The organism is Niastella vici (genome assembly GCF_002077945.1).
GTDB classification, from domain to species: domain Bacteria; phylum Bacteroidota; class Bacteroidia; order Chitinophagales; family Chitinophagaceae; genus Niastella; species Niastella vici.
Genome location: NZ_LVYD01000024.1, coordinates 380,851 through 405,853, shown reverse-complemented (window position 1 = coordinate 405,853; position 25,003 = coordinate 380,851). Strand labels below are relative to the sequence as shown.

Below are 25,003 nucleotides of genomic sequence, written 5' to 3'. Positions count from 1 at the left end.
TATTGTTTTATGCTACAAGAAACAAGTCCAATACAGATGGCTGTTGATACCACTGTAGATGACAGAGCTTTTTGGCTGCAGATCATTTCAAAAGGTATTTCCCCTGCAAATATTATCCACGATTATAAAAGATCGGAAAAGACGAGTTGTGAAACTGGGATATATCAGTTTGGTTGTGACCAGCAAACGGTTAATAAAATTTTAGAAATAGCGGACAATGAGCCATCCTTAATTTTTACGTTGCTATGTGCCAATCTGAGTATACTATTATATAAATACACTGGTAATGCACAAATAGTTTTTGGTATACCATCCCTGAAGGAGTGTGATCAGATCAATATCATGCCAGTTCTGAGTAATGTAAAAGCAGATATGCCTATTGCTGATTTTATCCAAACAGTTCAATCAGAGCTTGTAGAGATTTACCAGCATCAAAATTACCCGTTTGATCAGGTCTTACAGGAAATCAATGAAAGACCTGGCCAGGATAGAACAACGGTATTTGATGTTATTATATCACTGAAGAGTATCCATCCCCTTTTACCTCCAACTAATAATGATATTGCTTTTTTATTTAATCTGGAAGATGACCGTTTAGAAGGAACGATAATTTATAAAAAAGAGCTATACAACACTGTAAACATACAAAAGCTTGCTTCCTGGTTTAATAATACCTTAAAAAATGGTATTGCAAGTCCAACTGAATTAATCAAAAGCGTACACATGCTTTCGGATGAGGAAATTCAAACTTTACTTGTCGAGTTGAACGGGCCAAAAATCAGTGATATTAAATATAGCTGTAACCATAATCTTTTTGAAGAGCATGCTCTTAATAATCCTCAAAATAGAGCACTGGTATCTGGGCAGCAGCACCTGACCTATTTTGAATTGGATCAGAAGGCCGACCAGCTCGCTGCGCTTTTAATCTCCAAGGGAATAACTACTGATGACCTGGTTGGCATTTATACGGATCGATCCATTGAAATGATTGTGGGCGTTTTGGGTGTTTTAAAAAGCGGTGGCGCATACGTTCCATTTGATCCTTCTTATCCTACTGATCGGATAAAACTAATGCTCGACTCTGCCGAGCTTAAAGTAATAGTGGCCCAAAAAAAATATATCCGGCAATTAACAAAGATGAAAAAGGATTTGCCGGTGATTGTATTAGAAGATTTTGCAAGTGAAAGCGTTGAAATTTTAGAACTGTTGAAGAAACCAACCATTACCGGAGAAGATCTGGCCTATGTGATTTATACGTCCGGATCAACAGGAATACCAAAGTGTGCCGGCGTTTTTCAAAAGGGCTGGCGAAATCTACTGCACTGGTTTACCACAGAATTCGGTATAAATCCACAGGATAAATCTTTACTCATCAGCTCATTTGGCTTTGACATTACACAACGGACCTTGATGATGCCATTAATTGCTGGCGCCGAACTGCATTTGTATAACCGCGGGATTTATGATCCGGCTGAAATTCTTGATATTATTGACGATCAGCAAATTACTGTCCTGAACTGTACACCAAGTACCTTTTACCCGCTGGTAGAATTAAACTGTGCTAAAAGCTACGATAAACTAAAAAGCCTTAGATATTTATTCTTAGGAGGCGAACCCATAGCTGCCGGCCGATTAAAGGATTGGGCTCAATCTCCCCATTGCAAATGTGATATCGTTAATGTTTACGGTGTTACTGAATGTGCAGATGTTTCTTCTTTTTACATACTACGGGATTTCGATAATTATGAAGTAACGGGCGTACCGATAGGTACACCGATTTGCAATACCGAATTATTCGTTCTTAATGAAAACTTTGATATGGTTCCTTTGGGCGTCGAAGGTGAGCTTTATATTGCCGGTGATGGTGTTGGAAAAGGGTATATCAATGATCGAGAATTAACCATGAATAAATTTTTGCCTAATTCAATTGGAGCCATGGGGTATAGTATGTATAGGACAGGGGACGTTGTTAAATACAGGCCAGATGGTGTATTAACCTATGCCGGCAGAAAGGATTACCAAATTAAAATAAGAGGACATCGGGTTGATATAGGAGAAGTTGAAAGCATAGTTAATGCCCAGCCGACAGTTAAAGAAGCAGTCGTTTTGGTAAAAGATAGTATCACAAGCGGGAAAGAATTGCACTGTTACTTTATTACAAAAGGTGAGCAATCGGAAAACCCACAGTTATCAAATTCTGAATATACCAAATCATGTATGTTAGAATTATGGAAATTGCTTCGGGAGATCTTGCCTGGCTATATGGTACCGGATTATTACTGTGTTTTGAACGAAATGCCCTTAAACCCTAATGGAAAAATTGATAGGGGCGCATTGAAAAATATTCCGGTAGAAAGGATACAAACCGGTAATAGAAAGATGGAATTGCCAGCTACACCAACCGAAGAATACCTGTTTAGTTTATTTCAAAGAATTCTAAACCAGGATAAAATTAGCACTACTGATGATTTCTTTCTTGCCGGGGGGCATTCCCTGACAGCTACACAATTAGTTGCTCAAATAAATGAAAAATTAAATCTCAACCTACGGGTAGCCGATATTATTTCAAGGGCAACAGTTCAAAAGCTCGGCGCCTATCTGGATTCTCTTAATAGTCTTTCTCTTTGAGTATTAATAAAATTCCTTAACCTAAAATTTGTTTTATGGACACTAATGAAATGAACACGCTTGCTGAAATGATTTCCGAAAAGCTTTACAATCGCCTTTTATCTGATGAAAAATTTTCAAACTTACTTGCCCTTGCTAGTCCTGAAGGCCAAGAAGCTGCAGCCGAAGTAACTGCAACAATTGTTTTCAATAAATTCCAGGAATGTGGCGCTTTGGATATGTCCAATCTGGATATAGACCAATTACAGACTGTAGTTAGCCAATTACAGGCAAACCAGGAACCTGATATAGTTGTAAAAAGGATGGAGTAAAAGTTAATACATGTCGTAAGTAAATTGATTTGTTACCATCAGCATTAATACTATACATATGGAAACAACGATACCAGGGGATTACCGTCTGACCATAGGCCAACGCTTCTTTGCACATCGTTTTGAAATGTGGCCGAATTCATCACGCCCCAACCAAAGGATGTATCGGTTGAATGACAATTTTAATTATGGCGCGTTTGTGAAAGCTGTGCAGCATACCATAGATTCACACGCCGGATTGCGTATTCGTTTGTTTCGGGAAAAGGAAGAATGGCGGCAATATTTTCCCAACCAGAAGGCTAATGTAGTAGGCGAAGTACTTGACGGATCTAAACCAGACCAATGCCTGTCTTATGCAAAAAAGGTGATTTTGGAAGAAGCTTATCGAGCAATGGATTTGAAATACGAATGTCCAGTTAAAGCCAAAGTTGTAAATGTAAATGAACAGTATTGGTTAAGTCTATGTGGTGATCATATGGCTATTGATGAAATAGGGTTCAACCTGCTGGAAAAAGAAATAGAAAAGGCTTATCGAATAATAATTAATGGCGAAAGTTTGCCGGAAGTTTCACAGGAGCCATACATTAATTATTTAAAGAAAGAAGAAACCAGGAAAGCAACTGAAGAAAGGAACTTACTTTACTGGCAGCAGCAATTGAAAGGAGCGCCAATGCTTATAGATACCAGTAAAAATGGTCAGGTATCTGCTAACTTTTATGTTTACGAGTTAACTGGAGAACACTATGAAATTCTCCTTGATTTCTGCAAGCGAAATAAGTTTTCTTTATTTAATATTCTTACTGCTGTTCATTTGCTTTTAATGGCTGAAAGCGGTAAAAGGGATGACTTGGTTATCAGTTTTGTTATTGCCAACCGGTTTAGTCCCGAAGAGCAAAACCTTATTATAAACCTGGTGATGCTTTTGCATGTTCGGTTTTCCGTTAATCAGAATGAACCACTACCTGATTTTTTAACCAGGGTTAAAGAAACCAGCATAGCTGCATTAGTTCATAGAAATTACGATTACGCCTCATTATACAGGGCGATGGCAGCTGAGGCAAGGCAAAATGGATGTTTTCCAAATCTGGGGAGGGAGTGTAATCTGATAGTGGACGATGATCCTATGCAGTTCCCTAATTCTCTATTCATGGAAAGAATGGAACAGAAACCGAAAGGAAATTTTCAAACAATGAAAACAGGTTTTAGTATTTATGCTGAACAGACTCCTAAAAATCTCAATGCGAAAGTAACCTGGGATTCTTCTACCTGGGTAATCTCTAGCGAGGAAATGGCTGTCAGATTTCCGCAGATAATTAACCAATTTATGGATTGATAAGATGAAAAGTATGAATATAAATGATTCTATACTAGTTTTATATTCTAAAATATGGTTGGAAGATTATGATGAATTAATGCAGATCTTTTTACCCAATTTTTCGACCGAATTTCAGGCGAGGATTTATAGCTACCGGCGCAAGGAAGATAGGTTGCTCACTTTAACTGGTAGGAAACTGCTCAGTCGGGGATTACAATTATTGAATGTCAAAGCCAATATTTTTGATTTAGACTACAATTGCTGGGGAATGCCTTTTCTTAAAGGAAATCTGATAAAATTTAATATCTCACATTCCCACCAGATTGCTATCTGTGCCCTTTGTATACAAGGGGAAGTTGGTATTGATATTGAACATTTGGAGGATATTCAAATAGAAAATTTCAGGAATACTTATTCAATTTCTGAATGGAATATAATTCAGAATTCACCAGATATGAGAGAAGCTTTTTACAGATACTGGACCCAAAAGGAAGCTGTTCTAAAAGCTCTTGGCAAAGGTTTTAATATTCCAATAAATTCAGTAAAGCTCCAGGATAGGAAAGCTAGGGTTTGTAGTAAAAACTATCACCTAATAGAGATAAAAATTTGTCCTAACTATTCTTGTCATTTAGCGTTATCAACACTACCATTCTTCGGACTAAACATATATGAAATTAAGAACGCCGACATAAAAAATGTCGGCGCTCAATTACTGAAGAAGTGACTATTGATGGTAAGGCATAACTCATTCAAACTTTTTAACGAAACACAGATACCTTCTAACAGAAATTACGAAAAGAACATTTTTCCTGCCATGAAAGTCTTAGCAGTACCACTGATCTGTATTCTTTCACCTAGATTTTTACATTTTAAGAAACCTTTCCTTGGTGATAACTGATGCGCAGTCATTTCATCTTTGCCTAATTTTCTACTCCAGTAGGGCGTCAAAGTAGTATGCGCTGAGCCGGTCACAGGATCTTCAGGAATACCAGATTGAGGGGCGAAAAATCTGGAAACAAAATCAACGGATTTACCCATAGAGGTTACAATTATACCTCTTGCATCTTTGTATTTTGCTATTTCCATTAAATCAGCCTGAATATTAATGATATCATTTTCATCTGGAAAAACAAACATATAGTCGGTTTTTCCTCTATAGACTTCAATCGGAAGGGCTTTGAAGCATTGAACCATTTCATTTTTGATGCTAACAGGCTTCAATTCATCAACTGGAAAATCTAAGGTCAGCCCGTCTGCTGTTTTTGTAACCATTAACTCACCGCTACGTGGTGACATAAATGTTATTGTATCTTCTTTATAACCTTTGTGGTTGAATAATACATGGGCTGCAGCCATAGTTGCATGACCGCACAAATCGACTTCTACCATTGGAGTAAACCAGCGTATTTCATATTGGTTACCGCTTTTTACAAAAAATGCGGTTTCGGCTAAATTATTTTCAGCAGCAATATCTTGCATCACTTTGTTAGGTATCCAGTTTTCCAATGGACATACACCTGCAGGATTTCCTGTGAATAGGCCTTGACAAAACGCATCAACTTGGAATATTTCTGAAGTATTTTCCATTTATGATATCTTTGCTTTTTTTTGCTAATTTAAGCACGAAAATAGCTATATTATTAGCCCTGAATCAAATAGACAGGATTTGACAAAAATTAGCGACTCAATATCTATCTCCCTGAATATTAATTGGCTATCACACACTTGTATGAACAAAATTTGCCTCAAATGAATAGTAGCTCTATCATAAAAAGTAATGGGGAAGGTGTCATTAATCTGTCAATCAAAGAATCTTGCGCATTGACCTGCGCTCTTTCTAATGCTCAGATTAACAATGCTTTCCAGCATTATTGCTTACGTGTCGTAATTCAGGGTAATGCTATTTACAAGTCGAATAAAAAAACCTTTCAAGTCATTGAGAATCAATATTTGCTCACAAATGCTAATCAGGAAGGGTTCGGAATCGTTGATTCCTCTCATGAAGTCGTACAATTTTGTGTCCACCTAACCCGTGATATTATCTCTGACGTTTATGCGAATTTAACATCAGAAACAGATTCAGGTCTGGATTTCAATAAGGTAATGGAACTACATTTATTTGAAAACGTTTTCTCTCTGAATAGCCAGACTTCACTAGCCAAATATCTCAGGCCGTTTATCAATACCATAAATAATGGTGAACAGATCAATTTTAATGAAGAATGCTTATTGAATTTGGCAGAAAAAATTATTTGCCAGGAATTGGGTATTCGGAATGCTTTAACCGGTCTCAACAAGGTTAAGCAATCTACCCGCAACGAAATAATGAAGAGGCTCTTGTTGGGTAAGGAATACATGGATGCCTATTTTATAGATGATCCCAAAATTGCAGATGTTGCCAAAAATGCACAGATGCAGGAGCACTTCTTCTTTAAAACTTTCAAGCAGGCTTTTCGTATTACGCCCTATCAATACATGTTGAATAGGAAAATTGAGGTCGCAACAGAACTTATAAGACAAAAGAAATTAAATATTAGTCAAATTGCCTTGTCGACAGGCTTTCCTGATGTTTATACCTTTAGTAAAGCGTACAAAAGAAAAGTTGGCGTACCTCCCTCAATGGTTGTAAGATAAATCTGCTTTCATATAAGACTCTCATTACTGGTTTATACCGACCAGAAGAAACCCTATTATCCCTACACGTTCCAAATAAAAAAAATGGAAACTATTATTCAAGCTCGAAAAACGGGAATGCTTCTTATTTTTTTACGGAGATGGGAAACCGCTGAACCAGAAAAATTTATTGAAAAAATATTTCGCCCCTTCAAATCACGAAAAATAGTTGATGAAGCTAAAAGATATGGTATACAAAGAGCGCACTTGTACTATATAAAACTTCATTTAGAGGAATGTGGATCAATTATCGAGTATGAAGTAGGAGAAAATAATTCAAATGACAAATTGCTTGTTTGCGTCGAATTATTTGACGATAAAGAAAAACTTGAGCAATTTGTCCTATGTAATGAAAAAATTCTAACCGGAAAAATTGTCATTTTTAGAGAAGTCGAAAAATGGATATTTTGCCAAAAAGATATTTTAGGCAACCGCTGATATTTGTCAATCCTTACTTTCCCACCAATCATTAATCTTCAAAAAGTTTATATGGATATGAATTTGCTAAAATTGAAACCATTATTTGTATTTGCCCTACCGATGGAAGCAGCAAATGAATTTATTGATTTTGACACCCTTTTTGTTGGAGTGGGTAAGGTTCAATCTATCTATTATCTAATGAAAAAAATAATCGATTGCAAACCTAGCATCATAATAAATGTTGGTTCAGCCGGTAGTAATGAATTTAAGCCAGGAGAAGTTGTGTGCTGTACTCAATTTATTCAACGAGACATGAATGTAACACCTTTGGGTTTTCCAAAATATAAAACTCCATTTTCTAATATTGAACCCGTACTAAATTATGGCATAGAAACTCCGTATTTCCCAATTGGTATTTGTGGAAGTGGAGATAGTTTTGAGGTTTGTGGATGTCCTGACTATAAAGTCGTTGATATGGAAGCATATTCCTTGGCCTGGCTGTCTATGCAGGAACAAATACCCTTTCTTTGCTTAAAATATATCACTGATGGGATTGATGATAAAGCTGCAAAAGATTGGAATATAACCGTTCATTTAGCTGCTGCAGCACTTCGAAGAAGTATTGATGTAATATTTAATAGGACCTGGCCTATCACGATCTAATATGATTCAAACATTAACAACTTATCTTAATGAACATATTTTTTTCAAAATTGTAGCCTTTTGTCATTCGTCTAAACCAGCCCCATAAAGGCGCGTTATTTTTTGCCATTTACCAAACGATCTCTTGAACCTTTACTTTCTTAATAACTAGTTATATTCTTTATAATTTATTTCAGTTGGGTTCCAGCCTTTACTTAGAATATTTGATATGTGATTCCTTAATTCATTCATTTTAGAGTCTCTTTCTTTTAAACTTTCAATTAGATTAATTTCATCACCAGGTATCGTAAAAACTTTAAACTTGCCGTTTATAGCGAATTGAAACTTGATATAATACCTATTCTTACGCTTAATGTTATCGTAATTATTTTCAATTGTCGGTTCTGTATAATTATTCCTTAGAGATTTATCGTTAAACGAATTAAATATAGAGTTTCTTTTCTGTTCTCCCTTTATCTCTATATCTGTATCAATATATATTTCAGGATACCCATTTTCAACTGATTGGTTTATTTCTTCTGTGTGATTCTGACGTGTTTTTTTAGGAATGATGGGTAGATCCTGAATAAGCAATACAATATTTATTATTTCTTCGCCACTTAAGCCTAATTTTTTGCATTCTTGATAGCCGAGTGCTTTTAACTGATTTATGCTGTATGATGGGCTCCCACTGTATGTAAAGTGAATTAAAAAAGTTTGAGGGTTATATGTGGCAATTTTCGTACGGTCATTGTTAGTAATGTCATAACGACAATTGACGTTAGGTGTCGCTTCAAACGTCTTTTTTTTAACGTAAGATGGCATAAGGCATGGAGTTTATGTTAATAGAATTAGATACAATTTATTGCATTTATCTTTAATTTGAAATACATAATGGATTTTCTGTTGAAGAAAATGGGTATTCTGACCTCACCTGATTTTATTACTCGTCAGAAATCCAGGTGCCGATACTCCGCTCATTTCTATAAATTTCAAAGTTTGAATTTGAGCTCGTATATTAGTAAATTGTATGGCTGGAAAAACCACATAAAAGAAAAGACTATGCCTGAAGAATTTGACCAATATATGATAATCAGGGATAAAATTTCTGATCTCATTGAAACTTTACGGGATATAGAAGATGATAAGTTAAGAGAGGAAAACACTAAATATTGCGTTGAAATGCTTCAACAATTTCAAAAGACAGGAATATGAGTTTGGAAAAATTTACGAAATGCAATGTTTAATTTTTCCTGCATATAAACTGAGTTTTCAACGAAACATTTTACACTTCCTTTCAAATTAGTATCCTCTTGTATTTTTCGGGGTCAAAGATGCCAAAAACACAGCCAGCGATAATTAAATGGCTCTCCCTCCAGTTCCCAGGCGTTCCTAAAAAAAACTTCAAAAGATACCCACTGACCTTTTGAAGTTATTTTAATTAAACGTATGAATATTAAATACTTACCCTTTAATTATTCCCTAACTTCAAACGATTGATTGTTGCTGTACGCTTCAGTCTCGGGATTGTACATGCATTTTAATGTAGCCCTGCCTGATGAAAACCGGCCTTCCTGGGTTACATCCATGTCATACACAATTTGTGTTTTTCCTGCCGGTATAGATTCAGCAAAAAAATGTCTGCCGGCATCCTGCCCCATTTCATAGTAAGAAAAACTACCGCCCCACATATAACCGCTTTTATACACCGGCGGATCGAATGCAGCGGCCTTATTGTCATTAATAAACACATAGGATAGTCTGTGCGGCGCCTCTATGGTAAGTGTTATTTTAACCTTCTCACCCGTCTTCAATTCATTATCAGCCACCTGTTCCCAACGTTTCGTTTCTTCATTCATGTGGGTGATTGTCTTATGAATCTTTACTTCATTATTTATACTGTCCGGGCGGTCTGTAAAATAATACCATCCGAATGTTGCGGTTGCTGGTGATTCCGATAGCCTGTGAACCATGCAAGGAAAAGACCGGGCCGTTTGATAAAAAGCAACCCAATTACCGCTCAGCAGGTCGTCAGATACCAGCACATCAGTTTCAGGGAATTGTACATTTACAGTATTAACGTTATTCGCGATTGATTTTTTTGAACGCAGCAGCATCGAGATAATAGCCGCAGTACCTGTAGTGGTTTTCCATTGGTATTCATTTTTGGAATGTAGTAGCCATTGAATGATCCCTGGCTCCATGCCTGGTGCTTCACCGGCCTCCTGGAATACCTCCAATAAGTAAGCAAGTGTTTCCTCCGCTGTGGATCCGATATCTTCTGCATCGGCCAACTCTTTCCACCGGATGCCGTTTACACTATCCTGAATTGACTGCTGTTTTATAGACTCGATGGTCGCGGTTGCCATTTTACACAAACTGTCCGATTTATTGCAATAGCGTAATGTAGCCAGGCAAAGCAATGCTTTTTCCTTCAGGTTTATGTTTTCCGCCATTTGCCAGCTTTTAGTCAGACATCTAGTAAACTTCGATGCCAACGCCTCACTTAACGGATAAAGTTGTTGCCAAAAGATACGGGCGTAACAACGGTAGATAAACGGATTAAATGGAACGTCGTTATACAGTACCAATTGATCGTCGCAATAGGAAACCAGTTTACGGATAAAACCTTCGATATTATACTCTGAATAATCCTTCACAATAGATTTCCAGCCTTCATTATGGTGTAAATTTCCAAAACGGGCTAAAATATAAAATGACACATATGGGCTGGACTGTCCTCCCGGAAACCAGCTGATACCACCATCAGCCTGTTGATAAAATACAAGTTTTGCGAGATAGTCGTGTATCTTTTTCCTGCAAACGCTAGTGTCCAAAATTTCCAGTAAATCGCTTTGTTCTTTGTGTACCTTATCATTTAACTCCAGCCAAGGCATAGTTTCCTGCGATAAGCATGTTGCAACGCGATTAATCTTCTCATTCTGATCAACAACAGCTTTTGCATAAAGACTTCTTAAAGCTGAATCCTTCTTCATAAGTTTTAAAGCAGTGACATATGCGTACAGCTTATTAAAAGTTTGTTCTGCACAGTTATAGGGATAGTTGGCGAGAAAAGACAGGGAATTAAGTAAAGCTGCCTGTGGCATTTGTGCAAGGGAAAGCTCTATGCCATACAGCTGGCTGATGAATGCAGGTGGATTAATAATGGTATCCTTTTTTTGCAAATAAACTTGCTGGTTCTGCTTGACCAATATCCTTTTTGATAGTATTGGTATTTCATGCTCTTCACCATCACCAAATGCTTCGGTCTTAGCCGTGAGAACGATTTTAATGGGATGCAGGAAGGAATCGGGGATATTCAATTCAAAAGATGCTAACATATTTAATTGGCCGCCTACCTCAAACGCCACTTCCGGCCTGGCAACCATGCCGGCTGTCAGATCGCTACCGCTTACAGCATCCTCGATTTTACACAGTGCTTTGCCCACCATTTTAATGGTGTCGCGGTTGATAATGCGGCTTTTTAGAATGATGCGGTCGCCCTGGTGCAATATAGTTGGTAGGTGAGGCTGGATCATAAGAGGTAGCTGCGTCACCACCTTTCGTTCGGCATACGCGAATTTCAAATTCTTTGTATGCGCTAATAATTTCCAGTTCCATTCGGTCAATGACTCCGGCAGGGTGAATGTGAATTTATAATTTCCATCCTTATCGGCATAAATAGCGGGCGCAAAGAATGCCGTTTCGTTGAAATTTTTCCTGACTTTCAGCACTGGTTCCTGCTTCACGACAGGTAATTTGATGTGGCCTTTTGTGCTAATTAGTAAAACACCGGCTGCACCCCTTGAACCATAGATAGCGGTGGCGTCGGCATCTTTCAACGTCATTATCTCGGTAACCTCTTTAATATTCAAAGAAGACAGCTCGCCGGTGTAAGGCACACCATCCAGAATTACGAGAGGCTGCTTATACTTGTTTAGATCGATGCTGTTGATTCCGTATGCTTTAATCGTGGTAACATTGCCTGTTGAAAATCTTCTGGTTGTTGTGCCATAGGCAATAGTTGCGACACTTCCATCCAGGCCGGTGGCATTTGTAATCATAAGCCCCGGTACACGACCCTGTAATTGTAACAGTGGATTTTGTGAAATCACGGTGGTAGCGGCACCCGTTAAACCTGTCGCTTCAAGCCACCACAGCGGTTTTTGCGACAGGGTCTTCTGAAGTTTCGGCGCCAAGAAATTGGAGAGATTATCAACTTCATCGGTAATGGTGGTGTTCCATTCGCTTTTCAGGTCTGGGCTCCTTTCGGGATATGGAATATTCCAGCGGTGCTCTTTTAAACGGTCGAGAGAGGCGTCGTAAATGGTGGTCATGAGCTGAGCGGCAGTGGCCTGGTCTTTGGTTCTAATAGACACTGAATACGTAGCCTGTGCACCTGGTACCAATGTACTGCGAAACTGCTCAATAATCACGTGTGGCTGGAATGTACTGGCATCAATATCAACTTCTTCTTTTTTATGAAATACCTTGCCACGCGCAACATAAATTTCTGAGATAAGCAAACGATCAACAATGTCAGCCGGCAGTTTCCATATCCACTCGTGAATACCTCGTTGCTGCACTCCGTCAAAAAACCGGTTGACCACCGTCTTTTTCCCATGTTGTAAGGCGTAGTATTTTAGCTGAATGATCCGGTAATAGCTGTCGATGTCTGAACCGCTAAACAGGTGGAGCGTATCGTCTTTTCGCAAATAATTGGCCTGAAGATGGAAGAACTGCTCATTTGGGACCGGCAGTTGGGTGCCTGGTTCAAAAATGGAAATTGTTTTGGAGGCCTCGCCTGTAATAATTCCCTCTTCTGTGCATGTTACTTCGAGTCGGTAGCGTCCAGTGATTAGCTTATCCAGTGGCCAGCGAAATTTTTCTGCGTTGGCTGTTTGGATGGTGGTTTCATATACCAAATCTGCCTGCTCCTGTTTATCGGATGGCATAAATTGCACGTTGCCAAACCAGCTTTCGAGGTCTTTGTGATCATATTTCCACTGGTCAGCATAACCGGCGTAATTTTTATCATAGCTTCTGTCCGGAATAGAAAGACGGTATAACCGGGCCTGCAGGGTTCTGTCGATTTCCCTGTCGTTGACATCCCTGGCATTTATCAATAAGGGACGTAAATCATTTTTATGAGTATTCGTATACAAGGGTATCCGAATTAGTACAGGACGGGCGGCCACTTTCAAAGACGATGATGTTGAGTGGGTTTCGCCTGTGGCATCGGTCGCAGAAGCATGTAGATTGTAAGTAATGTCCTTTTTGATATCAACCTGTTGCAGGGAGGTATCCTGCACCCGGATCAGGATCCTGCCCAGCTCGTCGGTGTAGGCGGTGGTTTCTGCTATTTTAAAAGTGGAATAATCGTCGTCATAGCGTTGCCTGGAAGTATAAGTTCTTACTACATTATACTTCACAAGTGTTTGGTTCATTGCTGCCCCTGCAAACGACTTTAGCTTTAATGCAAACACAAGGGTATCGCCTGGCCTGTAAATTCTATCCGGTGGCAGTACCGTCATTTCATACGTTGGCCTTTTGTATTCTTCCACCTGGAACGAACCGGTGTTGTGGCCGGTTTCCAGGTAGTCCGGGCGAATTTGCCATCGTCCGGTTGCTGCATTTTTAGGTAGTGTAAAGGAACCTGACACCGTTCCATAGTCGTCGGGATGAATGTAAAATGAATCCACAAGCCGACTGAAGGGATCCGATAAAATAAGCCCTGGTTCAACATCCTTTATCCATTTTTTTAACCAGTTTGAAAACCCTTTTTTAAGATTGGCTTTGTTCATTATCTCGCTCTCACCTGTCCGGGGATTTTTAGTAATAAAAAGTGTTTTAAAAAATACAGTTTGGCCCGGTCGATACATTGACCTGTCAGTGAAGATTTCTACGGTGGTATTTTCATTATAATAATCTACAAGGTCGTCATAGTCGTCTTTGTCGTATACGTCATCAGAAACCTCTGCAGCTTCAACTTCGGCAGATTCCAGCAGACTGTCGCCCTTATGAGAGATGATCAGCGTATATTCTTTTTCCCTGTCAGGTAATACCACAAGCCCTTTAGCATTTGATGTAAAATGATGATGTAAGGTGTCGCGCCTTACACTTTTCCCACTGCCCTTTTGCACGGTATAGGAAGCGTTTACTTCTGCATTGGCTACCGGATGGCCGGTTGAGCGATCCACCACGTACACATGATTGTCGGTATGTAATGCAGCCAGCCCGGACACCAGGAATGGCTGAAAGCCGACCGTGCTGTCTTTAAAAGATGAATCTTTCGAAAAAAACAGGCAATAACGGCCTGGCTCTTTTCCTATCGAAAGACGATTCCTCGTCAGAAATATTGTAACTGATCTGTTCTTTATAAATAATATCAACAAGCGATGGCTTCCAAATAAACGAAAGAGGTGTGGAGGATAACCAGATAACCTTATCTACGGATGGTTCTTTACCTGTTTTCTGAAGATCGACCGCAGCAGCAACGGCCTGTTCGAAATGAAATTTGATTAGGCTATCCAGCTCTCCCGTGGTGAAGGCTGCGTAATTCACGGGGAGATCCTTTGTTTCATATAACCCCCGGTTAAATTTCAAGTATTTTTGGCTGAACTTCCACAGCCGCTGTCCCTGCAGGTAATGCATCATGCCTTTCAGCGCGATATCTGCCGGAGATAAAAGGATACTGTCAATAAAGGCAGAGTTGCGAAAGTAAAAAGTGTCTTCTTTTTTTTGATCTTGTAAAAGCATTGTGTAACAATAGGCCCTGGCAACGCTTGCATAGTCTTTATTGGCTATGGCCTCCTGTTTTAATTGCTGCAGGCGTTTACGTGTTGCTTCCAGATTGTCTTTAGTGCGAAGTGACCTCTCGATATTGTACCAGGTATCTGCTATAGGGTTTTGTTGACTATACCCCGAAAGGGTTAAAAACAGGCAGGCAAAAACAATAGATTTTATTCTCATACGGCAGTTTTAATGATGGATGCGAATTCTCCATGCAATACATAACTGAACAATTAAGATTGCTCAAATTTGCTTAAACCATCTTTTACCATTTATCACTTAAAATATGTTTAACCTACATAACCAAGCGATACAATAAACAAAAGAAAGTGAGCAATTTTAGAAGTAATAAAAATGGTATGGCTGCCGGTTGGGTATATAATAATGCCAAGTTACTAAATCGTCAATAGTTTCAATTGACCAAAATAAAGTTATTTAATAAAAGAATTGCGTTTATACTTTCCTTTTATAATGAGTTAAATTGAGAATAAAGTTTGATATAGTCTCATATTGCACATCAATTAACTGAGCAAATCTTATCAACTCATTCACTGTAAACTCTCCGGGATCATTTGTTTTTTTTCGAAAAGTTAAAAAGGGAATATTTAGCTCTTCGGCTAATGGAGTTTCATTCATAATAGCAAATACCTGATCAAAACTTTTAATTTTGTTTCCCTCAAATTCATTTTTAAGAGAATTAAGTTTATTGCTTCTTTTTAGATTCTTAGCTTCCTGTTTCTCGGCTTCTTTGCCTTTCGCCTTCAACTTAGATTTTGCCATTATTTCTAATTAATTGGCAAAAAATAGGAATTTGCTACTATAAATCAATGAGTTATTAATATATCCAAGTTATTTATTGATGTTAATAAGTTTTTTACTAAATATTATTAGTAAATGTACAAAACAAGTTATATTTACATAACAAAATAATTTTTCTAACATCTATGCATAGATAAAAGTATATCTTAGCAATTCTTCAATAAATTATTTGAAGCAATTCGCTTTAAGTCTTGTTAACGAAACGTAGGAAATTTCAGAGCACAAGGCGATAAGTGGATAGCTCACGTCCTAGGCGTGGGCTCACTTATACGTGCTCAGGCTTCCTACGGCCTCGTTAACGGTAAGTTGAGTTCCATGCCTTCTTATTTTAAGCTACTGTGGCTCTCACCTTGCCAAATTTCTAATTTTTGTTACTTATCAGGAAGTATTTACGGAGTGTTTTACTGTATCGCATGGTTGTAGGTAAAAACAACTAAGCACTTTCATTTTTTTGTGGCCGCGTATCTACTACGTTGGGCAATTATGAAAAATCAGGATTCAAGAATTTATAAAGGGAAAAGGCGACAGTCATAGTTTCTACGTAAGTCCCATTTCTCAGCCTTGAAATTAATATCAAGGCTGAGACCTGGGCACAAGAATTATTGTTGTTCGTAGTTTTCAAGTAAGCTATTACTTATGAGACTATTTACACTATATAAAAGTATAGCATCATATTTCTATAATAAGAGAATGTTCCAGATTTTGTTGAAGTACAACAGTCAAATAGAACTGACAGAGAACGAAAAAAAGGATCTGGATAATTGGGTGTTGGCTTATAATCACAGGGATGAGCTATTTAAACAATTGATAAAAATAAATGAACTTCAAAACGAAATAGCCAAAATTAAACAAGTGGATGATTTTGATCGTTTTCTGGCCGGAATAAAACAAATTGTACCTGATGAATATATCAAAATCTCAAAAGAAAAAGACATTTCCATTATTCGATCAAACCTCCTGGTCAATGTTAAGGATTATGGGAACGAGATTGTTCTTAAATTAATTAGGGACCACATGTATTGGGGTATTCTTTCTTTTCTTTTGATTTTTGTGGTAATATTTATTTTGATCTTTTTAATTATTAGAATATCATAATTATCATAACCAAAAATTTATGCTATGACAACCAATAGAATAACTTAAATATTAAAAAAAAGTATTCAAAAAATTTTTTGAATGACTTTTTGTATTAGTTTTACGTTCTCACCCGCACAAATGAGTGGCGGATCATCATATCAATAGTTTCTTCTTCTGCTTAGGCATCGATTCTTTTACCTTAATCGCTATGCCATGAACCAATTCCTCAAAATTCAAAATGAAGGTCGCGTTTATATGCCGACTAACCGTTTTCCAGTATTAAGCATCTGGGAGAAAAAATACTTGTATTCGTTAAGCTGCCAGATTGGATTCATTACGCCTAACAGCAATTATTACAAACCTCGGTGTAACAACTTAATCATGTTACTGGAGGGAATATCGACCTTGAAAACAAAAAATAAAGAGCTCTCAGCTAAGTCTGTATTCATTAACGAGATTCTCTTTTACCTGGCCCGTTTTTATTCCAGTTCAGTGAAAAACTTGAAACTCCATAGTGCAGAGAAAATTCTCTGCATAGAAGATCAGTATCGTCATATATAAGGTGAGCATGGTAATAGCCTGCTGACCCTAGCGGAGCTTACGATAACTTAAAAGGTTTGTAACAACTAAGAATGAAAATCATTAACAAATACGAAACCGCCCAAAAGCTGCTCGAAAATGGAAGCATAAAAAAGTTCGGGCAATTGCAAAAAAAACTGCCGTATACAAGCCTAGCAAAAGATGCCAAGATTAATCCTAAGCGACTCAAAAGGCTGTTTAACGATGTTGGGGAAATTACCGTTGCTGAACTGCATAGAATGGCTGAAGTTCTTCACGTTGATATTGCGTTGCTAAGAGATATAACAATCCCCGAAGCAGACCGGAAAACGATTACGAAAAAGCGAAAAAAATCGTGAAGAATTCGCTTAAATATGTTACTGATACGAAGATGATGAAGTAAAATTATGCCTACGGTGTTTTAATGGCTTTTATTAAATAAGCCTATTGCGCATATGAATGTTATAACCTGATTTGTATTTCCGCATAATATCATATTAAACAACTGCTATGTTGATAAAACCTTTTCCCTTCAGCAATTCAACTTGAACACAATGGCGCCTCAGATCCTCTGAAAGCATCTGAGATGGTGAGTCCAGAAGACTGAACTCCACCTGCCGGTTAAAATTATTAAACCTTATTATTTTAGCTAACTCTCCATTACCATGTTTGCAGATTTCATTGGCATTATCCTATTTTTATTTACATTTAATGTTCTCCATTATAACTTTTATTTTACTGGGACGCTTGAACCAAATGTTCAGTCACATCCGAAATTTATATACTTCTATAGCTATCTATTTAGCCTTCAATTAAACAACCTTCAACTGAATGTTACTTGCAACAATTTAGTTGTTCAGACGGCTAGCCCTCCCTGTCCCTTCAGTCTTTTAATCAAATCAAAAAATATCTGCTTCAAACTTTCCAAATATCCTGCGGAACTATTATGTAGCACCTGGGTTCCAATTTTATTAATCCGTGCCCATTGAATACCGATAGTCTCCTCTACAGGTCCCCTAATTTAGAACAAAACCCAGGTAATAATTAACTAAAACTTGTCAATATGAAAACCAGTTTCATTATGCAGGAAAAAGTAAATAACATAGCAATTTTAATAGAGAAGTTCCTAGAAGAAGACCTGTCCCACGAAGAGGAACGGAAACTTAATGAATGGCTTCGAGAAGATGAAAATAATCGGTTATTTTTTGAGCAAATAACGAATAAACAAGTTTTAAAAGAAAAGCTGAAAATATATTCAACTGCTAATAGCGAAGATATTTGGGAAAAAACTCTGAAAAAAATTAATGCAGTCAAAGTTATGGGTATTCCCAAAAGAAAAACTTTCAAAATTCCAAATCTAGGGCTGACCCGCTGGTTTACTACAATTTTGCAACACAAATAGTAATCAACATACTACAAATTCGACCACTATTTAACCCTCTATCATGATCAGAAATCGCTTCAGCATTTTTTTGCTTTGCTTTCTTTTATGTTCTGCCTGCAAAAAATCATCACAGGTGGAAGAGCCTATTTTAAATATTTCACTAACAGATCATTTTGCAAATGATTCAACGGCGCAGGCGACCCTAGCAGGCGTGTATACTAATATCATGAGCCGCCCCAAATGCTTTCTAAACGGCGGTGTGACATTGTTCGCAGGTCTTTCCGCGGATGAATTATGGACATCAAACTATGAAGCGAATTCATATGAAGATGAGTTTTTCGATAATGACATTGGTACTGGCAACTCAATAAATAGTGAGAATTTGTGGCAAACAGCCTTTAGGCATATTAACCAATTCAACTACTGCATAGAAGGGGTTAAGCAGTCAGGCAACGTCAGCCCTGAGTTAAAACGCCGAATAACTGGCGAAGCCAAATTTATGCGGGCGCTTTGTTTTTATTACCTGACCAACCTATATGGCAAAGTGCCGTTGCTAATCAGCGGAGATTATGAACAAATCCGTAACCTGCCTCTCTCGGAGATGGACAAAGTTTACGATCAAATTATCAAGGACCTAAAAGCTGCCGATTCGCTTTTAAACAACGACGTGTTGAATATCTATCCGTCCAGAATGCCCTGCCAGGCGCTGCTGGCCCAGGTATACCTTCACCGCAATGAATGGAAAAAAGCGGCTGATGCTTCCAGTACGGTCATTGATTCGGGGAAATACAAATTGGAAACGGATTTAAACCAGGTGTTTCTTTCACAAAGCAAAGAAACGATCTTTCAGTTAGTGCCCGTCCCTGGGTCAATACAAACCGTTGAAGGAAATATTTTTATACCATCTTCCAAAACAGATAAACCATCATATCCCCTTCATTATAGTATACGTGATGGTTTCGAACCTGGTGATCAAAGAAAGGACAATTGGACCAAGCCTCAGCTCTATTACGGATTTACTTATCACTTTCCCTATAAATATAAAAGCAGGTCAGCGTCCCAGCCAAAAGAAAATAATATCGTCCTTCGACTCGCTCAGCAATACCTGATCCGCGCAGAAGCAAGGATGAAAATGGGTGATCTAGCTGGATGCGCTTCAGATCTAAATACCATCCGTAATCGCGCAGGACTACCTTCGTTACCCCTTTCTTACACTGAGCAACAGCTTATGAATGCAATCGAACAAGAAAACAAGGTTGAATTTTTTGCAGAATGGGGACACCGTTGGATCGACTTAAAAAGATGGGGAAAAATCGTTGAAGTCTTGGCGCCCCTCAAAGGTGGATTTGATGCCAGGGCTCAACTCTATCCAATACCACTGTGGTATTAAGGATCAATTTCAGTTAATAGCAATCTTGGTTATATGATTCAGTGATCTGTATTTCATTTGCGGCCCGCAGTTACCGCACATGACATATAAAATTTACCATAATGAAAAGAATGCTTACATATATGATGCCTTCATTTAGATACACAACAGATATTTTTAAGAAACATAAAATATTTGTTTTTCTATGTTACCTTTCTATTGGCTGCAATTCACCGCAGTCAAGATCAACTACTAATTCATTGAGCGAATTGGAACCAGTAGCTAATGACACAGGCCTTACAATAATAGAAGATATTCAACTAGTCGCCGGCAAAAAAGTGCGAGGCCAACTTATTCACAAAAATAACTCAGAACCTTTTCAACTAAACCGCATTCTAGAAAAAGACAGCGATGGCTTCTATTATAGGGAAACTCCTACAGGTAGCCAATATTCCTTTACCTCTAAAGGAACTATTATATTAATGAATAATTGCACGATATTCGGGGTGGATTCTTCCAAAAGAGTGTTCTCTTTTAAAGAGGGTGAAGTACTGATTACCGTAAATGAAAATTTTAATCGAGTGAAACTCGATGGAGGCATTACTATTCAGCCTACGAAAGGAACTCGAATTAATATTACTGCCTATAGAAGTGCTTATGATTCGACACTAAGGATAACTGCAATTGATAATTCTCTAAATATTTTTTTCAACTCAAAAGACTCTATCCATGTACCGATCGGCTACGAATTATTCCATACCCCATCAAAGGATTCTTTAATAAAAGTGGATACTTCAGACGTCCTTATTTGGACAAAACGTTCATTCAATTATAACAAGATTAGCAATGTTGCTTTACTGGAAAGAGCACGCAGATGGTATAATTATCATTTAGTGTATGACGCTCATTTGGTCGGTGAAAATATTGAAAGCTATAGGGGCGGCTTTGCAGAATCGCGATATACGATTTTAACCAGGATAAATGAAATGTCTAAAACGGTAAAATGGGAATCAATTGGGAAAACAATTTGCATTCCCTGGCCTGAAAAAACCAAATTATAATATTAAACACGAATTGATTAAGGCACTCTTTGTTTCAAAAACCTAGAGCATGAATACAAATATTAAGATTGCAGTAGTAGATGACCACAAAGGTGTACGACGATCTTTAAAGACTCTTTTGGAAATCAAGAATTTCAAAGTAATAATCGAAGCGGATAATGGGCGAAGCTTACTTGAACAGTTGAACGTTTCTTCTGAAATACCCCACTTATGCATTTTAGATGTTAATATGCCAGAAATGAATGGATTTGATACGGCAAAAGCTTTAAAAAAAGATTGGCAGACAATTAAGATAATAGGATTTTCGAGTGATGTCGACAGCAAGGATAAGATGTTGATGATGGGGGCAGATGCTTTTCTTTCTAAAGACTGCGAAGCAGAAGAATTGTATCAATTAATCAAAGAACTTACATAGTTTAAATTCTAAACCTCGCCGGGCAACTATCTCTTAGCCACAGGATGTGTAAATAAATGTACGTTTAATGACGACGATAGTCATCACTACTTTATTAAAAAATAAGTTTATGAGCACCAAAACCATTAACACATTTCTTCAAAACATAAAACAATCACCTATACGAAATTATTTATTTCTGAGCCTCTATATGTTGTTTGCCAACTGCACACTAATCGCACAGGACTCATTAGAAAATGGTGCTACTAACAAATGGGTCTATTTTTCCCTCCGTCCTGGTGTAACTATGGACTTTTTCAAAACAGAAGGTTATCAAGTAAGTAATACAAAGTATAACCCTACGAAGAGGTTTGTTATTTCCGCTGCGATAGATCTCGACAATCCCCAAATGAAAGGGTTTCTTTTGAGAGGAGAAGTCACCTACAGGGATCAGCGCTTTCATGGTGAGGGGTATGAGCAGATTATCGGATTCACAAAAACCGACTTCCGTTTTAGAACTATAACCCCGGAGCTTTCCCTGCTGTATAAAAGTCCTTGGCGCTCCAAACTTCAAATATTCGCCGGCGGTGGTTTGGGCTGGAACACGCGAAAAATCGTTAGGAATGAAGGGGTTATTTATTATGGTGATAGACCTTGGCGATACCCCCATGCTCTTTACCTAACGGATCAAGAATGGTCTTTTAGCTTATCCGCCGGTTTATTGTTCAAAAGTCGAATTGAAATATCTGCCAAACTGTTTCGATCTGAAATGAGCGACACTAGTTTATATGATGTTGGGGCTAAGTCAAAGATGGTCGCTTTTACATATAGGTTTTGATGAAATACCAAGCCTGATAGAATTCCATCATAAAATAAAGAAAGCAATCTAAACAATTATGAAACCTTTAATTGTCCTGACGTTGGTTCTCTCCATTCCTTTATTTTCTTTTGCCCAAAGGATGTATAGGTATGGCTGCCTCGTAAACCGCTTCGGCGATACCTTATATGGTCAGATTTCCTTTGATCACTGGAAGGACCCGGAGAGGGTGTTCTTTAAAGAGCATAACGCATCTACCATACGCTATTCATTATATGAAGTGAGAGCCATAATGTTTCCAGGTAGTGACTGTTATAAGCGAATAATTGACCAGGAAGGTCCGAAAATTCTTCATATCCTGATAGATGGCAATCGCATTCAGCTTTATGAGCAACTCGGTGGCTATCGTCAATTTTATATTGGTTTTGGTTCGCGCTATGACCCAGTTGTTGTTACCCAGGCAGCATTTAGACCTCTGCCCCGTTATTTTAATACAAAAGAGTTTGAATACAAATTCCAATATCTCGACCCACGCACAGAAAGTAATATTGTAACTGACACATTACAATTAAAAAGTACTTTTTTTTCAAAATCTTTTCTTATAGACTTCGCCCATGCGTTGAATGGTAACGCCGGCTTCAAGCCTCTTACCCAATTTCATCCCCGTACTCATTTTGTACCTTTTATCAGTGCAGGGCATGCTATGATGGTAGCATCTGGTTCGCTAAACAAGACCTGGCTTTCCCCGCTAAAGTTTAAAAAAGAATCAATAACATATGTGGAGGGCGGCATTGACATTTACAATAACTGGTTTTTTAAGGGTTTCAGGCTGCGTCTTTCTGCAGGATATTTACCACCAGTAACAGTTTCTGGCCAAAGTCAATCAGATTCCACAAGATGGACTCTTTTTTATAACTCTCGCCAATCAATTATTACAGTCGGTACTTCGCTAATTTATGGACACAACTTAGGGAAAGTATGCCCATATGCTTATTTCGGAATTAGTTATAAACTACAGATCCTTGGTCATAACCATCCTGAACTTTACACAAAATTTGAAAATTCGGTCGCAAATTTCTCAAATGAGTTGAAATACTATAGGGCAGGTATGACGCCAGGTTTAAAAGCTGGAATGCTTTTTACACGGGCTGCACGAATTGAATTGAATGGATTTTATGATTGGGCCTTTTTACTAGCCTATTCCAAAAAGAACGGCTATGGAATTTTCAAAAATACTGCTGGATTGGGTCTAGCATATCATTTTAGCAGGCAACCCGAACAGCAATAAGCGATGTATGCCAAAGAGAAAATTAATAAATAACTAGCTATTGTATGCTAAAAGAAATCTCAATTGACGAGTTCAGGACAAAGCACGAAGTAGAATATAATGAGTTACTTTTTCGCTTGAGTTTGATTTCATTGGATAAGGTGGTTTTGAAGTTTTCGGGCATAAAAACCCTAAATATATTTTCTGTCAAAGGACGTTGCTACTATAGCTGCCTTGCTGACAGTAAGCGAAATCTCACTGTAAAGGAGGAACTTTTTGGAAGAATACCAGAAGATAAAAATTCAGAACGTTATCTACTTACAATTGGAGTATGCTTCCAGCCAATATGTGATGAATATGAAAAGTTGCAAGATCCATCTTTTGTAGAGCATATGGAATACGCAGTTTATATAAAAGACAAAAAGGCCGTCTTCATATTGGTCTCAATGGAAAAATTCAAACTGGCAACAACTCTTGTTGATATTTTCATTTTTGTAGTAAATAAGCTTATCAATATTGATGCGTGTTGTGTTCGGGTGCCTACTGAAGACAAAATATTCCTTAATTCGTTACAAAAATCAGGTTATGAAATAAGGGAAGAAAGTAGAGGATACATTAATGTTGTGAAGGGAACTATTGAGCCAAGTTATTTATTAATTTTTGATCAAAGCCGGCAAAGACTAATCTAATACGTAAACCTTAAATCTTATTCAAATGACACACTTCTTATCTTCATCCTGACCGTTATTCTTCCATATTTGTAAAATGGTGTTTTTGACAGAATTTATTTTATCACTGTTCGGCCATTCCCGATTTAGCCGAATACTAAATCTTTTTGTCATGTATATTATTAAACAAAACATGGGATGGGTAACAACCAAATCCACTGATGTAACAATAGGAGTAAAAACTTTCTCTATTACTGACCTGGCAAAATACTATCAAGGAATCCACCCATATGACAGCTTTCATTATAGAGCATCCAGATATCTTTGCACAGTAGGTTTAGAAGAGGTTTTGCGTATGCCGATTTATTCTAAGCAGGCTGACGTTGATAAAGTGTTTTTCAAAGCAGCCACTGAGTCATGTGAAAAATTCATGCTTGATTGGGTAAGCGACTGGCAGGAAGTATACCGGCAGCTTTCAGCTTCAAAACTAATGTTTCGGGAAATGATTATTAACGGAGAATATTATTCCCTTACCAACAAGGAATACAATTCGTTACTTGTCGAAGTAAGCAAAATCAAAACTTTTTTCCGCATTTTGAATTTGGATGGTGCAGTACGTATGATGCTCACATTTTCAGAAGTGGTGATTTTCCGGTGCTCTTTATATATGGAAAGGTTACCCGATGTTTATCCGTTCGCACTTAAAGGAAAGCCACAAACGCCATTGCAGGCTCCTGCTGATGGCCAGGAAAATGGAGAAAATTAATCAAAGGAAATTATTTTTCCATTAGACTACAAGAACCTATTT

23 protein-coding genes are annotated in these 25,003 nt (G+C 37.8%); 18 read left to right on the top strand and 5 right to left on the bottom strand.

Translation table 11 applies throughout. The features are described 5' to 3' along the window. The first annotated feature begins 9 nt into the window (after positions 1-9). The 4 genes from A3860_RS09430 to A3860_RS09415 are packed head-to-tail and all read left to right on the top strand — an operon-like array spanning position 10 to position 4,978. Positions 10-2,628 carry a non-ribosomal peptide synthetase gene (locus A3860_RS09430; protein ID WP_081146428.1) on the top strand — a complete coding sequence of 873 codons (2,619 nt, stop codon included), beginning with the start codon at positions 10-12 and terminating at the stop codon, positions 2,626-2,628. A gap of 35 nt (positions 2,629-2,663) precedes the next feature. Next, positions 2,664-2,939, top strand: a complete 276-nt coding sequence (locus A3860_RS09425; RefSeq protein ID WP_081146426.1) for a hypothetical protein — start codon at positions 2,664-2,666, stop codon at positions 2,937-2,939. 58 nt (positions 2,940-2,997) lie between these two features. Then, positions 2,998-4,272 carry a condensation domain-containing protein gene (locus A3860_RS09420; protein ID WP_081146424.1) on the top strand — a complete coding sequence of 425 codons (1,275 nt, stop codon included), beginning with the start codon at positions 2,998-3,000 and terminating at the stop codon, positions 4,270-4,272. Positions 4,273-4,285: 13 nt separating this feature from the next. Next, the gene (locus A3860_RS09415) at positions 4,286-4,978 is read left to right on the top strand and encodes a 4'-phosphopantetheinyl transferase family protein (protein WP_158085181.1); all 693 of its coding nucleotides are present in this window, start codon (positions 4,286-4,288) and stop codon (positions 4,976-4,978) included. Positions 4,979-5,043: 65 nt separating this feature from the next. Here A3860_RS09415 and A3860_RS09410 read toward each other — a convergent pair whose 3' ends face one another. Beyond that, positions 5,044-5,841 (bottom strand): PhzF family phenazine biosynthesis protein, encoded by a 798-nt coding sequence (locus A3860_RS09410; protein WP_081146420.1) that lies wholly within the window; start codon positions 5,839-5,841, stop codon positions 5,044-5,046. Positions 5,842-6,003: 162 nt separating this feature from the next. On the opposite strand from A3860_RS09410, the gene A3860_RS09405 reads away from it, so the two are divergent. The 3 genes from A3860_RS09405 to A3860_RS09395 all read left to right on the top strand — a co-directional run bounded on the left by A3860_RS09405 (position 6,004) and on the right by A3860_RS09395 (position 8,010). Further along, positions 6,004-6,888: a helix-turn-helix transcriptional regulator gene (locus A3860_RS09405; protein ID WP_081146418.1), complete on the top strand. Its 885-nt coding sequence runs from the start codon at positions 6,004-6,006 to the stop codon at positions 6,886-6,888. Positions 6,889-6,972: 84 nt separating this feature from the next. Further along, positions 6,973-7,365, top strand: a complete 393-nt coding sequence (locus A3860_RS09400) for a hypothetical protein (protein WP_081146416.1) — start codon at positions 6,973-6,975, stop codon at positions 7,363-7,365. Between the two features lie 51 nt (positions 7,366-7,416). After that, positions 7,417-8,010 (top strand): 5'-methylthioadenosine/S-adenosylhomocysteine nucleosidase family protein, encoded by a 594-nt coding sequence (locus A3860_RS09395; RefSeq protein ID WP_081146414.1) that lies wholly within the window; start codon positions 7,417-7,419, stop codon positions 8,008-8,010. A 147-nt stretch (positions 8,011-8,157) separates the two neighbouring features. On the opposite strand, the gene A3860_RS09390 is transcribed toward A3860_RS09395, so the two are convergent. Next, positions 8,158-8,814, bottom strand: a complete 657-nt coding sequence (locus tag A3860_RS09390) for a hypothetical protein (protein ID WP_081146412.1) — start codon at positions 8,812-8,814, stop codon at positions 8,158-8,160. Between the two features lie 237 nt (positions 8,815-9,051). Here A3860_RS09390 and A3860_RS41005 point away from each other — a divergent pair, with 237 nt between their 5' ends. Then, positions 9,052-9,204, top strand: a complete 153-nt coding sequence (locus tag A3860_RS41005) for a hypothetical protein (protein WP_158085180.1) — start codon at positions 9,052-9,054, stop codon at positions 9,202-9,204. Positions 9,205-9,464: 260 nt separating this feature from the next. Here A3860_RS41005 and A3860_RS09380 read toward each other — a convergent pair whose 3' ends face one another. From A3860_RS09380 to A3860_RS09370, 3 genes are all read right to left on the bottom strand, one after another. Then, entirely contained in the window at positions 9,465-14,192 is a 4,728-nt protein-coding gene (locus A3860_RS09380; RefSeq protein WP_143774027.1) for an alpha-2-macroglobulin family protein, read from the bottom strand. A gap of 73 nt (positions 14,193-14,265) precedes the next feature. Next, the gene (locus A3860_RS09375; protein ID WP_081146406.1) at positions 14,266-14,961 is read right to left on the bottom strand and encodes a hypothetical protein; all 696 of its coding nucleotides are present in this window, start codon (positions 14,959-14,961) and stop codon (positions 14,266-14,268) included. Between the two features lie 273 nt (positions 14,962-15,234). Then, positions 15,235-15,561, bottom strand: a complete 327-nt coding sequence (locus tag A3860_RS09370) for a hypothetical protein (RefSeq protein WP_081146404.1) — start codon at positions 15,559-15,561, stop codon at positions 15,235-15,237. 729 nt (positions 15,562-16,290) lie between these two features. Between A3860_RS09370 and A3860_RS09365 the strand changes: the two genes are divergently transcribed. From A3860_RS09365 to A3860_RS09315, 10 genes are all read left to right on the top strand, one after another. After that, positions 16,291-16,695 (top strand): hypothetical protein, encoded by a 405-nt coding sequence (locus A3860_RS09365; RefSeq protein WP_081146402.1) that lies wholly within the window; start codon positions 16,291-16,293, stop codon positions 16,693-16,695. 614 nt (positions 16,696-17,309) lie between these two features. Then, the gene (locus tag A3860_RS09355; RefSeq protein ID WP_081146398.1) at positions 17,310-17,594 is read left to right on the top strand and encodes a hypothetical protein; all 285 of its coding nucleotides are present in this window, start codon (positions 17,310-17,312) and stop codon (positions 17,592-17,594) included. 704 nt (positions 17,595-18,298) lie between these two features. After that, complete coding sequence (locus A3860_RS09350; protein ID WP_081146397.1) at positions 18,299-18,637, top strand: hypothetical protein; 339 nt, start codon at positions 18,299-18,301, stop codon at positions 18,635-18,637. A 43-nt stretch (positions 18,638-18,680) separates the two neighbouring features. Continuing rightward, positions 18,681-20,009, top strand: a complete 1,329-nt coding sequence (locus tag A3860_RS09345) for a RagB/SusD family nutrient uptake outer membrane protein (RefSeq protein ID WP_081146395.1) — start codon at positions 18,681-18,683, stop codon at positions 20,007-20,009. 101 nt (positions 20,010-20,110) lie between these two features. After that, the gene (locus A3860_RS09340; RefSeq protein ID WP_081146393.1) at positions 20,111-21,049 is read left to right on the top strand and encodes a hypothetical protein; all 939 of its coding nucleotides are present in this window, start codon (positions 20,111-20,113) and stop codon (positions 21,047-21,049) included. Between the two features lie 49 nt (positions 21,050-21,098). After that, positions 21,099-21,464 (top strand): response regulator, encoded by a 366-nt coding sequence (locus tag A3860_RS09335; RefSeq protein ID WP_081146391.1) that lies wholly within the window; start codon positions 21,099-21,101, stop codon positions 21,462-21,464. A gap of 109 nt (positions 21,465-21,573) precedes the next feature. Next, positions 21,574-22,281 (top strand): hypothetical protein, encoded by a 708-nt coding sequence (locus A3860_RS09330; protein WP_143774026.1) that lies wholly within the window; start codon positions 21,574-21,576, stop codon positions 22,279-22,281. 58 nt (positions 22,282-22,339) lie between these two features. Beyond that, positions 22,340-23,548 carry a hypothetical protein gene (locus A3860_RS09325; RefSeq protein WP_081146388.1) on the top strand — a complete coding sequence of 403 codons (1,209 nt, stop codon included), beginning with the start codon at positions 22,340-22,342 and terminating at the stop codon, positions 23,546-23,548. Between the two features lie 44 nt (positions 23,549-23,592). Beyond that, positions 23,593-24,216 (top strand): hypothetical protein, encoded by a 624-nt coding sequence (locus A3860_RS09320; RefSeq protein WP_081146387.1) that lies wholly within the window; start codon positions 23,593-23,595, stop codon positions 24,214-24,216. A 151-nt stretch (positions 24,217-24,367) separates the two neighbouring features. After that, the gene (locus A3860_RS09315) at positions 24,368-24,961 is read left to right on the top strand and encodes a hypothetical protein (RefSeq protein ID WP_081146386.1); all 594 of its coding nucleotides are present in this window, start codon (positions 24,368-24,370) and stop codon (positions 24,959-24,961) included. Positions 24,962-25,003 lie beyond the last annotated feature (42 nt).